This is a genomic window from Pseudobutyrivibrio sp. OR37 (genome assembly GCF_900113655.1).
Lineage (GTDB): Bacteria > Bacillota > Clostridia > Lachnospirales > Lachnospiraceae > Pseudobutyrivibrio.
Genome location: NZ_FOQF01000003.1, coordinates 81,126 through 100,348, shown reverse-complemented (window position 1 = coordinate 100,348; position 19,223 = coordinate 81,126). Strand labels below are relative to the sequence as shown.

Here is a 19,223-nt window from a genome sequence, read left to right as displayed (position 1 = left end):
CAAGTGTGGATAGGAGATATTTATGAAGATTTCTATTAAAGATATTACTTCATTACCTGATCAAAGTAAGAAGTTTGCTGGAACATGTGATATAAGTAATTTTTCTTATCTTGGCAGTGATTTTTCTATCAATCACATAGAGCCATTTGATGTAGTTTTATCTATGATTGGTTCGGGTAAGCTTCACATTACCTTCAATACTAACAGTACTATTAAGGGGCAGTGTGACAGATGCTTATCAGAGGTAACTTTTAATGTTCCTGTTTCTGTTGATGAAACTGTTGAAGTTTCAGAAGGACAGGTCGTTGCAGATGAGGACCTTGGACCTTATTCCTTTGCCGAAGGCGAAGAAATAGATGTAGATGAACTCATTTTAAACGAGATCTTAGTGAATTTCCCGGCAAAGATATTGTGCCAGGATGACTGCAAGGGCATTTGCCCAGTGTGCGGTAAGAATCGTAACATCGAGCCTTGCGGTTGTGATGATACAGTTTTAGATCCTAGAATGGCACAATTTTTAGATGTCTTTAATAGCTTTAAGGAGGTGAAATAGCATGTCTATTTGTCCAAAGAACAAATCTTCTAAGGGAAGAAGAGATAAAAGAAGAGCAAACTGGAAGATGAGCAACCCTACTCTTGTTAAGTGCAGCAAGTGTGGCGAGCTTATGGTACCACATAGAGTTTGCAAGAACTGTGGATCATACAACAAAAAAGAAATCATCGCAGTTGATTAATTTGAAGCCTCTCGGTGCTGCCGAGAGGTTTTTTATTTGAAATATTTTCATATATCATATATACTTTTATAAGTATGCATGGAAAGGATTTCTTATGAGTGAATTAACAGTTGTTGCACTTGATGCCATGGGTGGAGATAATGCTCCTTCAGAGATGGTAAAAGGTGCTGTAGATGCAGTAAATCTTAAAAAAGATATAAAGGTTATTTTGGTCGGAAGAGAAGCTGATATCAACACAGAATTAGCTAAATATTCCTACCCAAAAGAGCAGCTTGAAATAAAAAACGCTACAGAAGTAATTGAGACAGCTGAACATCCTGTTGCAGCTATTAAGCGCAAGAAAGATTCTTCAATGGTTGTTGGTCTTCATCTTGTTAAGGATGGGGAGGCAGATGCTTTTGTTTCTGCTGGTAATTCAGGGGCACTTTTAACAGGTGGACTTGGAATGGTTGGTCGTATTAGAGGAATAGAACGCGCTCCATTTGGCGCAATTTTCCCAGTTAAGACTGGCGTGGCATTCCTTGCCGATTCTGGAGCGAATGTGGATTGTAGAGCAAGCCATCTTGTGCAGTTTGCAAAAATGGGAAGCATCTACATGGAAAAGGTCGTTGGAATCAAAAATCCACGTGTTGCTATCGTCAATGTTGGTGCCGAGGAAGAAAAGGGTAATGCTCTTGTAAAGGAGACTATGCCTCTTTTAAAGGAATGCAAGGATATTAATTTCATCGGTAGCATTGAAGCTAGAAATATTCCAAATGGTGATGCAGATGTAATTATCTGCGATGGATTTGTTGGTAATGTTATTTTAAAATTATATGAAGGCTTAGCGGGCACTCTTGTATCAATTATTAAGGGTGGACTTATGAGTACTCTTAGGTCAAAGATTGGTGCAGCCCTTGCTCTTCCAGCATTGAAAGGTACATTAAAGACTTTTGATGCAACTGAATATGGCGGAGCTCCTTTGCTTGGTCTTAAAGGCCTTGTTGTAAAGACTCACGGCAGTGCTAAGGCTGGAGAGGTTAAGAATACTATTTTCCAGTGTGTAACCTTTAAGGAACAGAAAATTAACGAGCTTATTAGAGATAACATTGTTTTAGAAAATAAAAAGGAGGAATAAGACATGGAATTCGATTTATTGAAAGAGATTATTGCAGAGGTTTTAAATGTAGATGCTGCTGAAATCACAGCAGAGACTACTTTTGTAGACGATCTTGGTGCAGATTCACTTGATGTATTCCAGATTATCATGGGTGTTGAGGAAAAGCTTAACATCGAAGTTGATACTGACGCTGCTGAAAAGCTTTCTACAGTTGGTGATGCTGTTGAGCTTATCAAGAAGACAGTTGCAGGTAATTAATTGAATTGCTGAAAGCATCCAGCTTTTCACTGGATGCTTTCTTAAACTCAGGAGGTAAGATTATTGAATAACGATTTAAAGGAATTTCAGAAGATTATCGGTTATGAGTTTAGAGACGAAAGCTTACTAAAGCAGGCCCTTACACACAGTTCTTATGCAAATGAGCATCACATGCCTAAGCTTAGTGATAACGAGCGATTAGAGTTTTTAGGGGATGCAGTGCTAGAAATTGTATCTAGTGAGTTTTTGTATCTAAATTATACTGATTTAAACGAGGGAAAGCTTTCAAGACTCAGAGCAAGTATTGTTTGTGAGCCTACATTAGCTTTCATCTGTAAAGAGATTAATCTTGGAGATTTTGTTCTCCTTTCTAAGGGCGAGGATATGACTGGGGGCCGTGAAAGAAAGTCAATTCTTTCAGATGCCTTTGAAGCTACTATCGGAGCCATTTTCCTGGATGGCGGCATGGAGCCTGCCGCTAAATATATCCATAGATTTGTTTTAAATGATATCGAACATAAACAGCTATTCCATGATAGTAAGACCAGATTGCAGGAGGTTGTTCAGGCAAATTACAAAGAGCCACTTACCTACAACCTTATATCTGAATCAGGTCCAGATCATGCAAAGGAATTTAAAGTAGAAGCCGTTGTAGGCTCTAAAGTCCTTGGTACCGGAATTGGTCGCACCAAAAAAGCCGCAGAACAAGAAGCTGCCTACGAAGGCCTTCTTCGTTTACACAAAGAGGAATCGATTAATATAATATAGTTCAATATTGTTGTGCAGATATTAATCAGGGAATATTGGTTTATGAAAAATTTTAATGAGCCTGAATAGATACGTACAAATAGCTTGTAGCAGACAATGATTTATCCTCTGAAAGGAACATCCAGTGACTGTAAGAGGATTAATTATTGTCTGCGTAACAAGCGAGAGTAAGACTATTTTTCAGGCGGACTATAGGAGTGAATAATGTATCTAAAGAGTATTGAAATATATGGATTTAAGTCTTTTGCCAATAAGATGAAATTTGAATTTCACAATGGTATTACAGGCATTGTAGGTCCAAATGGTTCAGGTAAAAGTAATGTTGCGGATGCCGTTAGATGGGTTCTTGGTGAACAGTCAGCTAAGCAGCTTCGTGGTTCTTCTATGCAGGATATCATCTTTGCAGGAACAGAAGCCAGAAAGCCACTTTCTTACGCCTATGTAGCCCTTACAATGGACAATTCTGACCATGTACTTCCAGTTGAATACGAAGAGGTAACAATAGCGCGAAGAGTATATCGCTCTGGAGAAAGCGAATATCTTCTTAATGGAACACCATGTAGATTAAAGGATGTTTCAGAGCTATTTTATGATACAGGTGTAGGTAAAGAAGGCTATTCGATTATCGGACAGGGTCAGATTGAAAAAATTCTTTCTGGTAAGCCTGAAGATAGACGAGAGCTTTTTGATGAAGCTGTTGGTATTGTTAAATACAAAAAGCGTAAAGCTGCGTCTGTTAAGAAGCTTGAAAATGAAAGAGAAAATCTTGTTCGTGTAAATGATATTCTATCTGAGCAGGAGCGTCGCATCGGGCCTTTAGAGAAGCAATCTGAGGATGCTAAAAAATACTTAAAATATAAAGAAGAATTAAAAAGAATTGATGTCAATTCATTTATGCTTGAGGTTGATAGATTAAATGCCGCTTTAAATGAAGTAGAAAAGAATACAACTCTTGCAAAGGAACATATGGAAGAGAGCAAGACTGCCCAGGAAGAGATTCGTGCTAAATACGATTCTTTAGAGGAACAGATTACAGGTCTGGATGAGCAGATTGAAACTCTCAAGAAAAATCAATCAGACTCCACACTTCTCAAGGGAAAGCTTGAAAATGAAATCCTGCTTTTAGAAGAGCAGATTCGTTCTGCAAATGCTACTGATGAAAGCTTGGCAGCACGTGTGGCTGAAATTGAATCAGAAAAGGCTACAAAGCAAGCTCAGTTAGATGAGTTTAAGCAGGAAAAGGAAGAGCTTGATAAGACCTTAGAGGAGGCTGTAGAGCGTCTTACATCAGTTAAGAATAATTACAGCGAATTGCAGATTGCAATTAATGCAAACAATGAGAAAATTGAAGCTGATAACAAGGCTATTATGGAATTGCTTAATAATAGGGCTTCAATTAAGTCTAAGGAGCAGCGTCTTGAGACAATGCTAGAGCAGACTAATATCCGTAAAGCAAAGCTTACTCAGAGATTGTTAGAGCGTAAGACTCGTGAAGAAGATTTGGATGTAGCCGTATCTCTGGCAGAGGAAGAGTTTAAGAAGGCTCAAGATTTACTTATTGAATTACAGGATAAGGACAAAGAATTTTCTGCAAAGGCTGTTGAGTGGAAGCAGAAGGGGAAGGAGAATACTGAAAAGCTCCAGGCGAAAAAGGATGAATTTGCCCGTGTTCAGACAAGACTTGAATCCGTAAAGAATATTGCAGAGCGATACGAGGGCTATGGCAATTCTACTCGTAAGATAATGGAGCAGAAGGGCAAAATCGATGGTATCGAGGGCGTTGTTTCTGATCTTATTCATGTAGAAAAGAAATATGAGATGGCCATCGAAACAGCACTTGGTGGTAACATCCAAAATATTGTTACTGCAGATGAGTCCAGCGCTAAAAAGCTTATTGCCTTTCTTAAGGAAAACAAGCTTGGTAGAGCCACATTCCTTCCACTTACATCTGTTGATGGACGAGGTAATTTCAAGAAGACTGAAGTCTTAAAAGAAAAAGGTGTTCTTGGTCTTGCGTCAGAGCTTGTTAGCTGTGACAGCAAATTCGACGGCGTAGTTGCTTATTTGTTAGGAAGAGTTGTTGTTACAGATCATATTGATTCGGCTATTGCTCTTGCCAAGAAAAACAACTACAGTATTCACATCGTCACTGTTGATGGTGAATACCTGGCCCCAGGTGGCTCAATGACTGGTGGTCATTTTAAGAATAAATCTAATCTTCTCGGCCGTAACCGTGAAATCGAAGAATTAGAAACAAAGCTTGATGCTATTTCCGAGGAAATTGATCAGCTTAAAAATAGAGCTGGTGAAATTGAAACAGCTGCTGCTTTGCTTGATTCTGATAGAGAAGAAAACACAGCTAAGTTAAACGAAGCAGCCATTGCTCTTAACACAGCAAAGTTAGGTCTTGATAGGGCTAACGAGCAAAAGAAGGAAAGTCTTACAGCTTATGAAGGTCTTTCTAGAGAAAGCGAAGAGCTTGAAGCACAGCTTACTGAAATCGCAGCTGGCAGAAAAGAAATCGAATTCGAAAAGAATGAATCCGAGGCTAAGGAAGCAGAGCTTAAGGCGGAAATCGCAAAACTTTCTGATGAAGTAGATGAAAAGACTTACATGGAGACTTCTGTCAATAGAACTATGTCTGAGGTTCAGATTGAAGAGGCTAATGCTAGACAGAAGGTTGATTTCGTTCAGCAGAACTTAGACCGTGTACTTTCTGAGATTGAAAAATGTGACAGTGATATTGCTAACATCAAAGAAAATGCTCAGTCTACAAAAGAAGAAACTGAAAATAAAAAGAATCGAATTGAAGAAATAAAGGCTACAATCGCAGCATCTGATGATTCCTTTGGACAGCTTGAGGAGGAAATCAAAGAAGCTACAGCTAAGCGTGAAGAGCTTAATAGCTCTCATAAGAATTTCTTCGAGCAGCGTCAGGAAATTTCAGATAGAATTTCTGAGCTTGATAAGGAAATCTACAGATTGGATTCGCAGCATGAAAAGATTGTTGATGCAATTTCAAGTCAGAATAATTATATGTGGAATGAATATGAGCTTACATATCATTCTGCTGAGGAATTAAAGGACCCTGAGTACACTGATTTAGATCAGATGAAAAAGGATGCTGCAAAAATAAAAAATGCAATTCGTTCAATGGGCAATGTAAATGTAAATGCCATTGAAGAATTTAAGGAACTTTCAGAAAGATATAATTTCCTTAAGGGACAGCATGATGATTTGGTTGAGGCAGAGGCTTCACTTATCAGAATCATTGACGAGCTGGACGAAGGAATGAGAAAGCAGTTTGCTGAAGGCTTTAAAGATATTCAGCGTGAGTTTGATAAGGCTTTTAAGGAATTGTTTGGCGGTGGACATGGTTCACTTGCACTTGTTGATGAGGATGATCTTCTTGAGACAGGTATTATAATTAATGCTCAGCCACCAGGAAAGAAGCTTATCAATATGATGCAGATGTCCGGTGGTGAGAAATCCCTTACAGCTATCGCACTTTTATTTGCAATTCAGAATCTTAAGCCATCACCATTCTGTCTTCTTGACGAGATTGAGGCGGCATTGGATGATGCAAACGTAGATAGATTTGCAGGCTATTTACACAAGCTTACAAAGAATACACAGTTTATTGTTATTACTCATAGACGTGGTACCATGAATGCTGCTGATAGATTGTTTGGTATCACCATGCAGGAAAAGGGTATATCTGCTCTTGTTTCTGTAAATCTTATTGAATCACAGTTGGATGACTAATCATCTGGAGGCAACATGGCAGAAAAGATTGGTTTCTGGCAGCGCCTTATTAAGGGCCTGACCAAGACAAGAGATAATTTTATTAAATCCATGGATTACATTTTCAATGGATTTACCAATATCGATGATGATTTTTATGAGGAGCTGGAAGAGGTTCTGATTATGGGAGATATTGGTGTACGTACTACAGAAACTATCCTTGATGATTTAAGGGATGCTGTTAAAAAGGAACACATCAAGGAGCCTTCTGAATGCAAGGAATTTCTCATTAATGAAATTAAAAATCAGATGGCTCTTGGTGAGACTGCCTTTGATTTTGAGAAAAAGACATCTGTAGTACTTGTAATTGGAGTAAATGGTGTTGGAAAAACTACCACAATTGGCAAGCTTGCAGGAAAGCTTAAGGCAAACGGCAAGAAGGTTATGGTGGCTGGAGCCGATACCTTTAGAGCGGCTGCATCTGATCAGCTTAAGGAATGGGCCGATAGAGCAAGTGTTGATTTCGTTGGCGGTCCAGAAGGCTCTGATCCAGCAGCAGTTGTGTATGATGCGGTTCATGCTGCTAAATCAAGAGGGGTTGATGTCCTTTTGGTAGATACAGCAGGTCGACTTCATAACAAAAAGAATCTTATGAATGAGCTTTCTAAGATTAATAATACAATTTCAAAAGAGTTCCCAGAGGCTTATCGCGAAACACTTATAGTTTTAGACGGTACAACTGGTCAAAATGCCTTAGTTCAGGCTAAGGAATTCTCTGAGGTTACAGATATTTCTGGTATTGTTTTAACAAAATTAGATGGAACTGCTAAAGGGGGTATTGCAATTGCAATACAATCTGAGTTAAAATTGCCAGTAAAATATATTGGTGTAGGAGAAACTATTGACGACTTAGAGAAATTCAACGCAGATGAATTTGTGGATGCTTTATTCTACGCTGAAGGCTAAGACAAACAAGAGGGAGATTAATTATGCTTACATTGGACAAATTTGAAGAAGCCTCAAAGATCGTAACAGAAGTTACTCATGAGACAAAGCTAGTTTACAGTGATTATTTTAGTGAGAAATGCGGTAATATGGTTTACCTTAAGCCAGAAAATATGCAGCTTACTGGTGCATACAAGCTTAGAGGCGCCTATTACAAAATAAGCACACTTTCTGAGGAAGAGCGTGCAAAGGGCTTAATCACAGCATCGGCTGGTAACCATGCACAGGGCGTTGCCTATGCAGCCAGCAAATATGGTGTTAAGGCTACAATTGTTATGCCTACCACAACACCTTTGATTAAGGTTAATCGTACAAAGAGCTATGGAGCAGAGGTTGTTCTTTATGGCGATGTATATGATGAGGCATGTGAATATGCATATAAGCTTGCAGATGAGCATGGATATACCTTTATTCATCCATTTGATGATTTGGCTGTGGCTACAGGTCAGGGTACAATTGCAATGGAAATCTTCAAGGAGCTTCCACTTGTAGAGTATATTTTAGTTCCAATTGGAGGAGGCGGACTTGCAACAGGTGTTTCTACACTTGCAAAGCTTCTTAATCCAAAGATAAAAGTTATTGGTGTAGAGCCAAGTGGTGCTGCATCCCTTAAGGCATCCTTTGAAAAGGGTGAAGTTACAACACTTAAGAGTGTTAATACTATTGCTGATGGTACAGCTGTTAAGACACCAGGTAGCAATATTTTCCCATATCTTCAGGAAAACATTGATGAGATTATTACAGTTGATGATGATGAGCTTATCGTTGCCTTCCTTGATATGGTAGAGAATCATAAGATGGTTGTTGAAAATTCAGGTCTTCTTACAGTAGCGGCCCTTAATCATCTTGGATTTAAGGATAAGAGAGTGGTTTCAGTTCTTTCTGGCGGCAATATGGATGTTATTACAATGTCATCTGTTGTACAGCAGGGACTTATCTTCCGTGATAGAATCTTTACTGTTTCTGTTTTGCTTCCTGATAAGCCAGGTATGCTTGCCAAAGTTTCTCAGGTTATAGCGGATGAACAGGGAAATGTTATCAAGCTTGAGCATAATCAGTTTGTTACAACCAATCGTTCCGCAGCTGTTGAGCTTCGTATTACACTTGAAGCTTTCGGCACAGAGCACAAGGAGCAAATCATAAAAGCTTTAGATAAAGCAGGCTACAGACCAAAAATAGTAAGAACTTCATTATAATAGCCTTCCCCAGAGAAGGAAGGTACTTTGAAGGGGAGGATGAGGAAAGAGGTGTCAAGCAAAAACACTTGACACCTCTTTTTTTATATAGTATATTATATGAGGTCATAAGAGGAGCACAATGGAAGATAAGATTAAATCAGGTTATTTATATGATTTCTACGGTGAGTTACTTACAGAACATCAGCGTAGTGTATACGAGATGAGCATCAATGAGGATTTATCCCTTTCAGAGATTGCCGATTCACTTTCTATATCTCGTCAGGCTGTTCACGATATTTTAAAGCGTTGTGATAAGCTATTATCTGATTATGAAAACAGGCTTCACTTAGTAGAAAAGTTTATGATTATTAGAGAGGATGTACTTCGTATCAACGAGCTTACTGAAAAGGAAGCTGATACAGATACACTTTCACAGATAGCTAGTATATCCAAATTAATTTTAGAGGAATTATAATTTATGGCATTTGATTCTCTTTCAGAGAAGCTTCAAGGGGTTTTTAAAAGCCTTAAGAGCAAAGGTAGACTTTCTGAGGCAGATGTTAAAGCTGCACTTAAGGAAGTTAAAATGGCTCTTCTAGAAGCTGATGTTAATTTCAAAGTTGTAAAACAGTTTACAAACACTGTCACAGAGCGCGCCATTGGTTCTGATGTAATGAATGGTCTTAACCCTGGACAGATGGTTATAAAGATTGTTAACGAAGAGCTTGTTAATCTTATGGGCTCTGAAGTTACAGATATTACCTTTGGCAAGGGTGGAGAAATCACCACAATCATGATGGTTGGTCTCCAGGGTGCTGGTAAAACTACCACCACAGCAAAGCTTGCAGGTAAGGTAAAGCAGCGTGGTAAGAAACCACTTCTTGTTGCTTGTGATATTTATCGTCCAGCCGCTATAGAGCAGTTGCAGATAAATGGTAAAAAGCAAGAGGTTGAGGTGTTCTCCTTAGGCGATAAGGAAAAGCCAGTAAAGATTGCCCGCGAAGCTATGGATTACGCTAAGAAGAACGGCTTTGATGTAGTCATTTTCGATACAGCTGGTCGTCTTCATATAGATGAGGATATGATGGATGAGCTTGCATCTATAAAGAAAAATATCAATATCCTCAACACCTTATTGGTAGTAGATGCCATGACAGGTCAGGATGCTGTTAATGTTTCATCTACCTTTGATGAAAAAATTGGCATTGATGGTGTTATCATCACAAAGCTTGATGGTGATACAAGAGGTGGTGCGGCACTTTCAATTAAGGCCGTTACAGGAAAGCCTATTCTTTATGCTGGTATGGGGGAAAAGCTTTCAGATTTAGAGCAGTTCCATCCAGACAGAATGGCTAGCCGAATCCTTGGCATGGGTGATGTACTTTCCCTAATTGAAAAGGCAGAGGCAGAAATCGATAAAGATGCAGCCCTTCAGTTATCTAAAAAGGTAAAGAAAGCTTCCTTTGATTTCAATGATTATCTTACATCTATGGAGCAAATGAAAAAGCTTGGTGGTTTGACTTCCATTCTTGGAATGATGCCAGGTATTAATGCAAGCCAGATGGCTCAGATAGAAGGCGCTGTAGATGATAAAAAGCTTGCGCATATTGAAGCAATCATTCTTTCAATGACACCAGCTGAGCGCGAGAATCCAAAATTACTAAATCCTAGCAGAAAGCACAGAATTGCTGCTGGAGCTGGTTTAGATATAGCAGAGGTAAACCGCTTTGTTAAACAGTTCGAGCAATCGAAAAAAATGATGAAGCAGATGCCAAATATAATGGGTAAAGGCAGACGTGGTATGCGTTTCCCATTTTAACAAGACCATTTAAAGTATTATAATTTAGGAGGAAATTAAAAATGGCAGTAAAGATTAGATTAAAGAGAATGGGACAGAAGAAGAGACCTATCTACAGAATCGTAGTTGCAGATGCAAGAGCACCTCGTGATGGTAGAAACATCGATGAAATCGGTACATACGATCCTAACCAGGAGCCAGCTGAAGTAACAGTTGACGCTGAAGCAGCTAAGAAGTGGATTGCTAACGGTGCAAAGCCAACAGAGACAGTAGCAAGACTTTTCAAGCAGGCAGGTGTTCAGTAAGATAACTCGAAAGGAAAAGGATAATAGTGATGAAAGAATTAGTTGAAGTAATTGCTAAGTCACTTGTAGACAATCCTGATGAAGTTGTAGTATCCGAGAAGGAAGATGCTAAGTCTATTGTTGTAGAGCTTCGTGTTGCCCCTTCAGATATGGGCAAGGTTATTGGAAAGCAGGGCCGTATCGCCAAGGCTATCCGTGCAGTTGTTAAGGCTGCAGCTTCAAAGATTGACAAGAAGGTTATTGTTGACATAATTGATGTAGAGTAAAGACAAAGGAGTCTGATTTTTATCAGGCTCCTTTTTTGCTTATTTTTAGGGATTTTCTAACATAATTAAATATAGATTGTTTTTTTATCGATACAATACACCACCGCTTTAAAGTGATAGGCGTTTAAATGAATAAAACATCCTATAAAACCGCTATTTTTAATGCAAAATGTATAAATATAATTCGAAAATGCAAGAATATGCAAAAGTTGAATAATGAGTAAATTTTTACTATAATAAGCATACTTTATACGATATATGGGGTTTTTGTATAAGGGTTGTCTTTCGGGGGTGTACAGTTGTTTTTAAGGGAGAAATTTTAATGCAAGCATTAGATAGTCTTAATGTATTAAGATACATTTCTACATGCCCTACATTATTCCATTAGTTTCTTTTCTTAATACTGTTTTTACAGGAGAAGCATTTTTAATGAATAATAATGCTTTTTTATGTTGTGTTTTATTTACAGGGGTTTGCATTCTCGGGAAGAGATGTAGATAAATATAATTCAGGAGGATTACTTATGAAGAAGAAAAAGGTAGTTTCCCTTGTTCTTGCAGCTGCAATGGCACTTTCAATGGTAGGCTGTGGTTCAAAGGGCGACGACAGCGCTTCAAAGGGTGGAGATACAAAGGGCTCAGATACTCCACTTGTTATTGCTTGGGACGCAATGAGCCAGAAGTTCAGCCCATTTTTTGCTGAGTCACATCCAGATATGTACATCGAGGAGAAGCTTGTTAATATCACATTAACAAGAACTACAAGAGGTGGTCAGTACATTCTTGATGGTATTGACGGTTACAAAGAAGATTACAACGGTACAGAGTACACTTACTACACACCATCAAAGATCGATATTAACGAGAACGAAGATGGAACAGTTACTTATGATATTACACTTAGAGATGACATTAAGTTCTCAGATGGTGAGCCACTTACTATTGATGACTTAATTTTCAGTATGTATGTACAGGCAGATCCAACTTATGATGGACCTGGTACATTTGCTTCACTTCCTGTAGAGGGTATGGAAGAATATAGAAGCGGTGTTTCAACACTTTCATCACTTATCGCTGCTGCTGGTAAAGACAATACAGACTTTACTAATTGGACAGAAGAACAGCAGAAGGCCTTCTGGGATGCATGCGCTAACGAAGGTGCAGCATTTACACAGTCTATCGTAGATTACATGGTAGAAGCTGGTGCAGCTGCTGATAAGGATGATGTTAAGACAGCTGCTGCTGGTTGGGGATTTGAGCTTCCAGATGGCGCTACAACAGAAGACTTCTTCATGGCAATCGGTGAGCAGTACGGATGGAACTTCTCAGCTATGGATAAGGAAGCTGCTAACGTAACAATCGCTGATTCATTCCCAGCAGATGTTCTTGCAATGTCTACAACTGGTGTAGAGACAGGTGAGTCTGCAGATCACATTGCTGGTATCGTTAAGACTGGCGATTATTCAATGACACTTACACTTACTGAGTTCTCAGCTCCAGCAATCGAGAAGCTTGCACTTCCAATTGCTCCAATGCACTACTATGGTGACAAGGCTCAGTACGATTTTGATAACAACAAGTTTGGTTTCCCTAAGAATGATCTTTCATTAATCAGAGAAAAGACAACAAAGCCACTTGGTGCTGGTCCTTTCACATTTAAGGAATACTCAAACAAGGTTGCTTACTTAGAGGCAAATGAGAACTACTACCTTGGTGCTCCTGGCGTATCTGAGATTCAGTTTAAGGAGACACAGGAAGCTGATAAGGTACCTGCTATTGTTCAGGGTACAGCTGATATTGCTGAGCCTTCATTCTCTAAGGCAACATCAGAGCAGATTTCTTCTGAAAACTCTGAAAAAGACTTAGTTGGTGATAAAATCACAACTCAGCTTACAGATTATCTTGGTTATGGTTACATTGGTATGTGCTCACTTAACGTAAAGGTTGGTAATGATCCATCAAGTGAGCAGTCAAAGGATTTACGTAAGGCTATTGCAACAGTTATTGCAGCATACCGTGATGTAGTTATTGATTCATACTATGGAGAGGCAGCAGAGGTTATTAACTACCCAATTTCAAACTCTTCATGGGCAGCTCCACAGAAGTCTGATCCAGATTACGCAATTGCATTCTCTAAGGATGTTGATGGCAACGAAATCTACTCAGATGGAATGAGCGATGATGAGAAGTATGATGCAGCTCTTCAGGCAGCTCTTGGCTACTTCGAGGCAGCTGGTTACACAGTAGAGGATGGCAAGCTTACAGCTGCTCCAGCTGGTGCTAAGCTTTCTTATGAAGCTATGATTCCAGGCGGAGGTTCTGGTGACCATCCATCATTTGGTATCCTTACAGCAGCTTCTGAGGCATTTGCTAAGATTGGTTTTGAGCTTACAATCAACGATCTTTCAGATTCATCAGTACTTTGGGATACACTTTCAGCTCAGAAGGCTGAAATCTGGTGTGCAGCTTGGGGTGCTACAGCTGATCCTGATATGTATCAGGTATACCACAGTGAAGGTGGTAGCGCTTACCAGTATGCTATTTATTCTGATGAGCTTGATCAGCTTATTGAAGATGCTAGAGCATCAGCAGACCAGGCATACAGAAAGGCTACTTACAAGGAATGTCTTGACTTTATCGTAGATTACGCTGTTGAGATTCCTATTTATCAGAGACAGAACTGTGTAACATATTCAACACAGCGTGTTAACACAGATACAATAGTAAAGGATGCAACACCTTTCTATGATTGGTCTGATGCTCTTACAGATATTCAGATGAGATAATTATCAATACTAGATATTGATTAAGTTGCTTCTTGGGGCTTAGGCCCCAAGAAGACATTTTTATGATAAAGGTATTTTATGATGGGATGGGGTTTTGGAAAGTTTGTAAACGTTTGAATAAACGTTTTTTTGTCCTATCATAAAATACCTTTATTGGGGTCTAAAAATAAAGAAAGGAATTACAATAATGAAAAAATTTGTAATCAAAAGACTATTATTATCGATAGTAATATTGTTTTTTGTTTCTATGATTATCTATTGCATCATGCGTGCAATGCCTACTTCATTCGTAGAACAGAAAGCAATGCAGCTATCACAGAAACCTGGTGCAAAGAGCTATCAGGAATGGATTGATCAGCTCAATGCTGCATATGGCTTGGACGTTGGCATCGTTCCGGGTTATTTTAAATGGCTGGCTAAGGCTATCCGCTTTGATTTCGGAGACAGCTGGTACTTTAATATGCCAGTACTTGAAAAGTTCTCAAGCGTTATTTGGTATTCATTTGCACTTGGCCTTGCATCTTTCATCCTTGAGATAGTTATCGCTATTCCTCTTGGTGTTGTTGCTGCAAGAAAGCAGTATAGTGCCGTAGATTATTCTGTAGTCGTATTTGCACTTATCGGTATTTCATTACCTAGCTTCTTCTTTGCTACAATTTTGAAATACATTTTCTCAGTTAAGCTTGGAATTTTTGATTTGTATGGTATTGTAGGTCGTGATTTTATGAACCTGTCTACTGTTGGTAAGATTTTTGATATGGCATATCACATGGTACTTCCAGTGATTACTCTTACTATTGTATCAGTAGGATATTTAATGCGTTACACTCGTACTAACATGCTTGAGGTTCTTAGTGCCGATTATATTCGTACAGCTAGAGCGAAGGGTCTTTCTGAAAAGAGAGTAGTAAATTATCATGCTTTCAGAAATATCTTGATTCCAATCGTTACATTACTTGGTTCATCACTTCCAGGATTATTTGGTGGTGCTCTTATTACAGAAACACTGTTCCAGATTCCAGGAATCGGCTATACATCATATCAGTGCATCGTACAGGGAGATATCCCATTTGTAATGTTCTATATGCTGTTCTTTGCAGTTTTAATTCTTTTAGGAAACCTTATTGCAGATATTCTTTATGCTGTAGTAGATCCTAGAGTTAGAGTAAATTAAAAGGAGAGATATCGTGGCAGACGTAAGAAATATTGAAAATGAAGAAGAGCTTGCTTTAGATGATGCTAACCGTGTCCAGGTACTTTCTCCTGGAATGATGGTAGCAAAGCGTTTCTTTAGAAATAAGCTTGCTATTGCAGGTCTTGTAATTATAATTTGTATGTTTTTATTCGCTTTCTTAGGCGGAGTTATTATTCCATATTCTCAGAGTCAGGTATTTTATACTACTGAGGAAATGAAGAAGGACTATGCTGGTGCAACTCTTATCACTGATTACCAGGTTTTTGCAGCTGATGGCGTAGAGCTTCCTTCAGATATTGGGGCAAAGCTTATTCTTGCTCTTACAAAGAAGCAGGATGTTGTTGAGACAAGAGATGGTTCACAGTTTTCTCTTACTCAGCTTGATGACAATTCATTTGAAATTAAAAAAGTAGGTGGGGCAGAAACACTTGCTGTTGCAGCAAAGCTTCAGGTTACACCAGTTGATTCATCTAAAAAGCTTTCAGGTACATTCAATGTAAATCTTATTAAGGCTCTTGCAACAGATGAGACAATGTTTGCAGCTGATGATGAAAGATATACAGTAGATGAGCACGGAAATGGTGCATTAGTTACTGCAGCTGATGGTAGTGAAGTAGCATATATCAGCGGCTATAGCATGAATGCAGTTGAAAGTGGTGTTACACTTACAGTTGATTTCAGAGAAGCTATTGTAGAAGCTATTAATAATGGTTCTTCGGAGTTTAAATTTGCAGGCGAAGATGGTGAGGAAGAATATCAGGTTTCTAACAAGAACGGTCAGTACCTTATTACAAAATATAAGTCTACAAGTGTTATTAATCAGTTCGAGTCACCTTCAGCAAAGCATTTAGTTGGTACAGATGGAAATGGTATGGACTTACTTGCAAGACTTATGTATGGTGGTCGTATTTCTCTTCTTATCGGTTTCGTAGTAGTAGCTATCGAGCTTTTACTCGGTATTATCGTCGGTGGTACAGCTGGTTTCTTTGGAGGTTGGGTAGATAACCTTCTTATGAGATTTGTAGATATTATCTACTGTATCCCAACAATGCCACTTTACCTTATCATTGGTTCAATCATGGATTTCTACAAGATAGACGCCGGTGTTCGTATTTTCTACCTATGTATTATCATGGGTGTTATCGGTTGGGTTAGCTTGGCTCGTATAGTACGTGGTCAGATTTTATCTCTTCGTGAACAGGAATTTATGACAGCTTGCGAGGCTTGCGGTATTAGCATTAGAAGAAGAATCTTCAAGCACTTGATTCCTAATGTTATTCCACAGCTTGTAGTATTTGCATCTATGGGTGTAGGTGAGGTTATCCTTGCAGAGTCTACACTTTCATATTTAGGACTTGGTGTTAAGTATCCTGCAGCATCTTGGGGTAATATCATCAATGCTGTTACAGATTCATACGTTATGACTAACTATTGGTTCGTATGGATTCCAGCTGGATTCTTAATCCTTCTTACAGTACTTGCATTTAACTTTATCGGAGACGGACTTCGTGACGCCTTTGATCCAAAGATGAAGAGATAGAGGTGTGAAATGGCAAAAAAGAATGTAAATTATATATCTGCCAGAGAATCTCGTAGAATTGCGAAGGAAAATCGCAAGATTACAAAGGAGTTCGAGGCAAAGAGAAATAGAAAGCATATTCCAGAAGAGGAATATGTAACTCAGATGAAAAATCCTGAGAACTGTGTTGAATTTGATGATGTTCATACATACTTCTTCACAGATATCGGAACAGTTAAGGCTGTTGACGGTGTTTCATTCAACGTACCACAGGGAAAAACTGTTGGTATCGTTGGTGAATCTGGCTGTGGTAAGTCAGTTACTTCACTTTCAATGCTTCAGCTTGTTCAGCGTCCACAGGGACAGACAGTTTCTGGTGAAATCAGATTTAACTCTGGTGACAAAGTTATTAACGTTGTTAACGCTCCAGATTCAGTTATGCGTAGCATGCGTGGTGAGAAGATGTCTATGATCTTCCAGGAGCCAATGACAGCTCTTAACCCTGTATTTAGAATTGGCGCTCAGATTGATGAAGTTATCAAGCTTCACCGTCCAGAAATGAGCGACGAGGATATCAAGGCACGTACAATCGAAATGCTTGGTATGGTTGGTATTGCTAATAAGGAAGGCGTTTACAGCATGTATCCACATGAGCTTTCAGGTGGTATGAGACAGCGTGTATGTATCGCTATGGCTTTAGCTTGCGAGCCAAAGCTTATCGTAGCTGATGAGCCTACAACAGCTCTTGATGTTACTATCCAGGCACAGATTCTTGACCTTCTTCGTGACCTTAAGGACAGAATCAACAGCTCAATCATGCTTATCACACACGACCTTGGTGTTGTTGCTGAGATGGCTGATTATGTTGTTGTTATGTACGCTGGCCGTGTAGTAGAAAAAGGTACAGCCCAGGAAATCTTCAAGGACCCTAGACATCCATATACAATCGGTCTCATGAAGTCTAAGCCTGTAGTTGGACAGAAGGTTGATGAGCTTTACTCAATCCCTGGTTCTGTTCCAAACCCAGTAAATATGCCAAATTATTGCTATTTCAAGGATAGATGTGATATGTGCATGGGATGCTGCAATGGTGATTTCCCAGAGGAATACTATGTATCACCAACACATATGGTAAGATGTTACAGATGTAAAGAGGAGGGTGAAAGACATGAGTAACGAGAAAGATTATATTCTAGAAGTCAATCACCTTAAGAAATATTTCCCTATTAAGGGAGGCTTCTTCGGTGGTGTAACTGGAGAGGTTAAGGCTGTTGATGATGTCTCTTTCAAAATTGAGAGAGGCACAACAATGGGTCTTGTAGGTGAGTCTGGTTGTGGTAAGTCTACAACAGGACGTACAATCCTTCGTCTTATCGAAAAGACAGAGGGTGACGTTATCTTCAACGGCAAGGAAGTTTATGATAACGATAAAAAGGAAATGAGAAACCTTCGTACAAAGATGCAGATTGTTTTCCAGGATCCTTATTCATCACTTTCACCACGTCTTCCAATCGGTGAAATCATTGGTGAAGCTGTTAGAGAACATGGTCTTGTAGATAAGAAGGACTATGATGAATACATCTCAAAGATTATGGCAGAGTGTGGTCTTCAGGAGCACCACAAGGATAGATATCCTCATGAGTTCTCAGGTGGACAGAGACAGCGTGTATGTATCGCTCGTGCACTTGCTCTTAATCCTGACTTCATCGTTTGCGATGAACCAGTATCTGCTCTTGATGTTTCTATTCAGGCACAGATTATTAACCTTCTTCGCAAGCTTCAGAAGGATAGAGGTCTTACATACCTCTTCATTTCACATGACCTTTCAGTTGTAGAGCACATCTCTGATACTGTTGGTGTTATGTACCTTGGCGGTCTTGTTGAGACAGGTAAGACAGAGGATATTTTTGCTAATCCTCTTCATCCATACACAAAGGCATTGTTCTCAGCTATTCCAATGCCAGACCCTGATTTCAAGAAGGACAGAGTTCCTCTTGAGGGTGATATCCCATCACCAGCCAACCCACCTAAGGGATGTAAGTTCCACACAAGATGCTCAGAGTGCATGGGTATTTGTAAGGAAGTTGCTCCAGAAGCAAAGGATATGGGTAACGGCCATGTTGTAAGATGTCACTTATATGATGACAAATAAAATTTAGGAAATTTTAATATGAAAGATAAATTTGATTATTTAAGAAAGATATTTTCTTGTGACAATCCAAATTTACTTTTCAAGGCATACAAGTCTCTCAGCAATGAGGGACTTGAAGTCTATATAGAAGTAAATTATGGAGATTTTAAAATAGTTAATGATAAAAGCGATTTTTCAGAAGCTGACACTTTATATGTTCCAGCAGCGGATTGGGCTTTTTCAAAAGAAATTTTGACAAAAGAGGGTCTTTCAGAGTATATTACTGAGTATGTTATCCCTTCTCATATTCAGGCAGAAATCGATAAGACAGAGGAGATATTATTAAAGAAGCGAAAAACAGTATATATAGAAACGCTTGTAGTTTTCGTTCTCTTTGTGTTTTATATTATTTTTACAATGCTTACGCATTAGAAGGAG

General features: G+C 39.0%; 18 protein-coding genes. All 18 read left to right on the top strand.

All coding sequences use genetic code 11. The annotated features are described in order from the left end of the window. The first annotated feature begins 22 nt into the window (after positions 1–22). Positions 23–553, top strand: coding sequence for a YceD family protein (locus BM097_RS02430; RefSeq protein WP_090545536.1), 531 nt, complete (start codon positions 23–25; stop codon positions 551–553). A gap of 1 nt (position 554) precedes the next feature. Beyond that, positions 555–734, top strand: coding sequence for a 50S ribosomal protein L32 (rpmF, locus tag BM097_RS02425; protein ID WP_028243823.1), 180 nt, complete (start codon positions 555–557; stop codon positions 732–734). 94 nt (positions 735–828) lie between these two features. Next, the gene (gene plsX / locus BM097_RS02420) at positions 829–1,851 is read left to right on the top strand and encodes a phosphate acyltransferase PlsX (protein WP_090545534.1); all 1,023 of its coding nucleotides are present in this window, start codon (positions 829–831) and stop codon (positions 1,849–1,851) included. A gap of 3 nt (positions 1,852–1,854) precedes the next feature. Continuing rightward, positions 1,855–2,091: an acyl carrier protein gene (acpP, locus tag BM097_RS02415; RefSeq protein ID WP_090545531.1), complete on the top strand. Its 237-nt coding sequence runs from the start codon at positions 1,855–1,857 to the stop codon at positions 2,089–2,091. 63 nt (positions 2,092–2,154) lie between these two features. Continuing rightward, complete coding sequence (rnc, locus tag BM097_RS02410) at positions 2,155–2,859, top strand: ribonuclease III (protein WP_090545529.1); 705 nt, start codon at positions 2,155–2,157, stop codon at positions 2,857–2,859. Positions 2,860–3,063: 204 nt separating this feature from the next. Beyond that, positions 3,064–6,624: a chromosome segregation protein SMC gene (gene smc / locus BM097_RS02405; protein WP_090545528.1), complete on the top strand. Its 3,561-nt coding sequence runs from the start codon at positions 3,064–3,066 to the stop codon at positions 6,622–6,624. 15 nt (positions 6,625–6,639) lie between these two features. Then, entirely contained in the window at positions 6,640–7,569 is a 930-nt protein-coding gene (gene ftsY / locus BM097_RS02400) for a signal recognition particle-docking protein FtsY (protein WP_090545526.1), read from the top strand. A 23-nt stretch (positions 7,570–7,592) separates the two neighbouring features. Further along, the gene (gene ilvA / locus BM097_RS02395) at positions 7,593–8,804 is read left to right on the top strand and encodes a threonine ammonia-lyase (RefSeq protein WP_090545524.1); all 1,212 of its coding nucleotides are present in this window, start codon (positions 7,593–7,595) and stop codon (positions 8,802–8,804) included. Positions 8,805–8,925: 121 nt separating this feature from the next. After that, positions 8,926–9,261, top strand: coding sequence for a YlxM family DNA-binding protein (gene ylxM, locus BM097_RS02390; protein WP_090545522.1), 336 nt, complete (start codon positions 8,926–8,928; stop codon positions 9,259–9,261). Between the two features lie 3 nt (positions 9,262–9,264). After that, complete coding sequence (gene ffh / locus BM097_RS02385; protein ID WP_090545520.1) at positions 9,265–10,605, top strand: signal recognition particle protein; 1,341 nt, start codon at positions 9,265–9,267, stop codon at positions 10,603–10,605. A gap of 41 nt (positions 10,606–10,646) precedes the next feature. Continuing rightward, entirely contained in the window at positions 10,647–10,889 is a 243-nt protein-coding gene (rpsP, locus tag BM097_RS02380; protein ID WP_015549838.1) for a 30S ribosomal protein S16, read from the top strand. A 29-nt stretch (positions 10,890–10,918) separates the two neighbouring features. Continuing rightward, a complete protein-coding gene (locus BM097_RS02375; RefSeq protein WP_090545518.1) occupies positions 10,919–11,155 on the top strand; it encodes a KH domain-containing protein in 237 nt (78 codons plus the stop codon). Positions 11,156–11,678: 523 nt separating this feature from the next. Beyond that, the gene (locus BM097_RS02370) at positions 11,679–13,940 is read left to right on the top strand and encodes an ABC transporter substrate-binding protein (RefSeq protein ID WP_090545708.1); all 2,262 of its coding nucleotides are present in this window, start codon (positions 11,679–11,681) and stop codon (positions 13,938–13,940) included. Positions 13,941–14,127: 187 nt separating this feature from the next. After that, positions 14,128–15,114 carry an ABC transporter permease gene (locus BM097_RS02365; protein ID WP_090545516.1) on the top strand — a complete coding sequence of 329 codons (987 nt, stop codon included), beginning with the start codon at positions 14,128–14,130 and terminating at the stop codon, positions 15,112–15,114. Between the two features lie 13 nt (positions 15,115–15,127). Then, positions 15,128–16,675: an ABC transporter permease gene (locus BM097_RS02360; RefSeq protein WP_242944643.1), complete on the top strand. Its 1,548-nt coding sequence runs from the start codon at positions 15,128–15,130 to the stop codon at positions 16,673–16,675. Between the two features lie 9 nt (positions 16,676–16,684). After that, positions 16,685–17,830 carry an ABC transporter ATP-binding protein gene (locus BM097_RS02355; RefSeq protein WP_090545515.1) on the top strand — a complete coding sequence of 382 codons (1,146 nt, stop codon included), beginning with the start codon at positions 16,685–16,687 and terminating at the stop codon, positions 17,828–17,830. Next, complete coding sequence (locus BM097_RS02350; protein ID WP_090545513.1) at positions 17,823–18,806, top strand: ABC transporter ATP-binding protein; 984 nt, start codon at positions 17,823–17,825, stop codon at positions 18,804–18,806. The genes BM097_RS02355 and BM097_RS02350 overlap by 8 nt, the downstream gene beginning before the upstream one ends. 18 nt (positions 18,807–18,824) lie before the next feature. Further along, the gene (locus BM097_RS02345; RefSeq protein ID WP_090545511.1) at positions 18,825–19,217 is read left to right on the top strand and encodes a hypothetical protein; all 393 of its coding nucleotides are present in this window, start codon (positions 18,825–18,827) and stop codon (positions 19,215–19,217) included. The last annotated feature ends 6 nt before the right edge of the window (positions 19,218–19,223 follow it).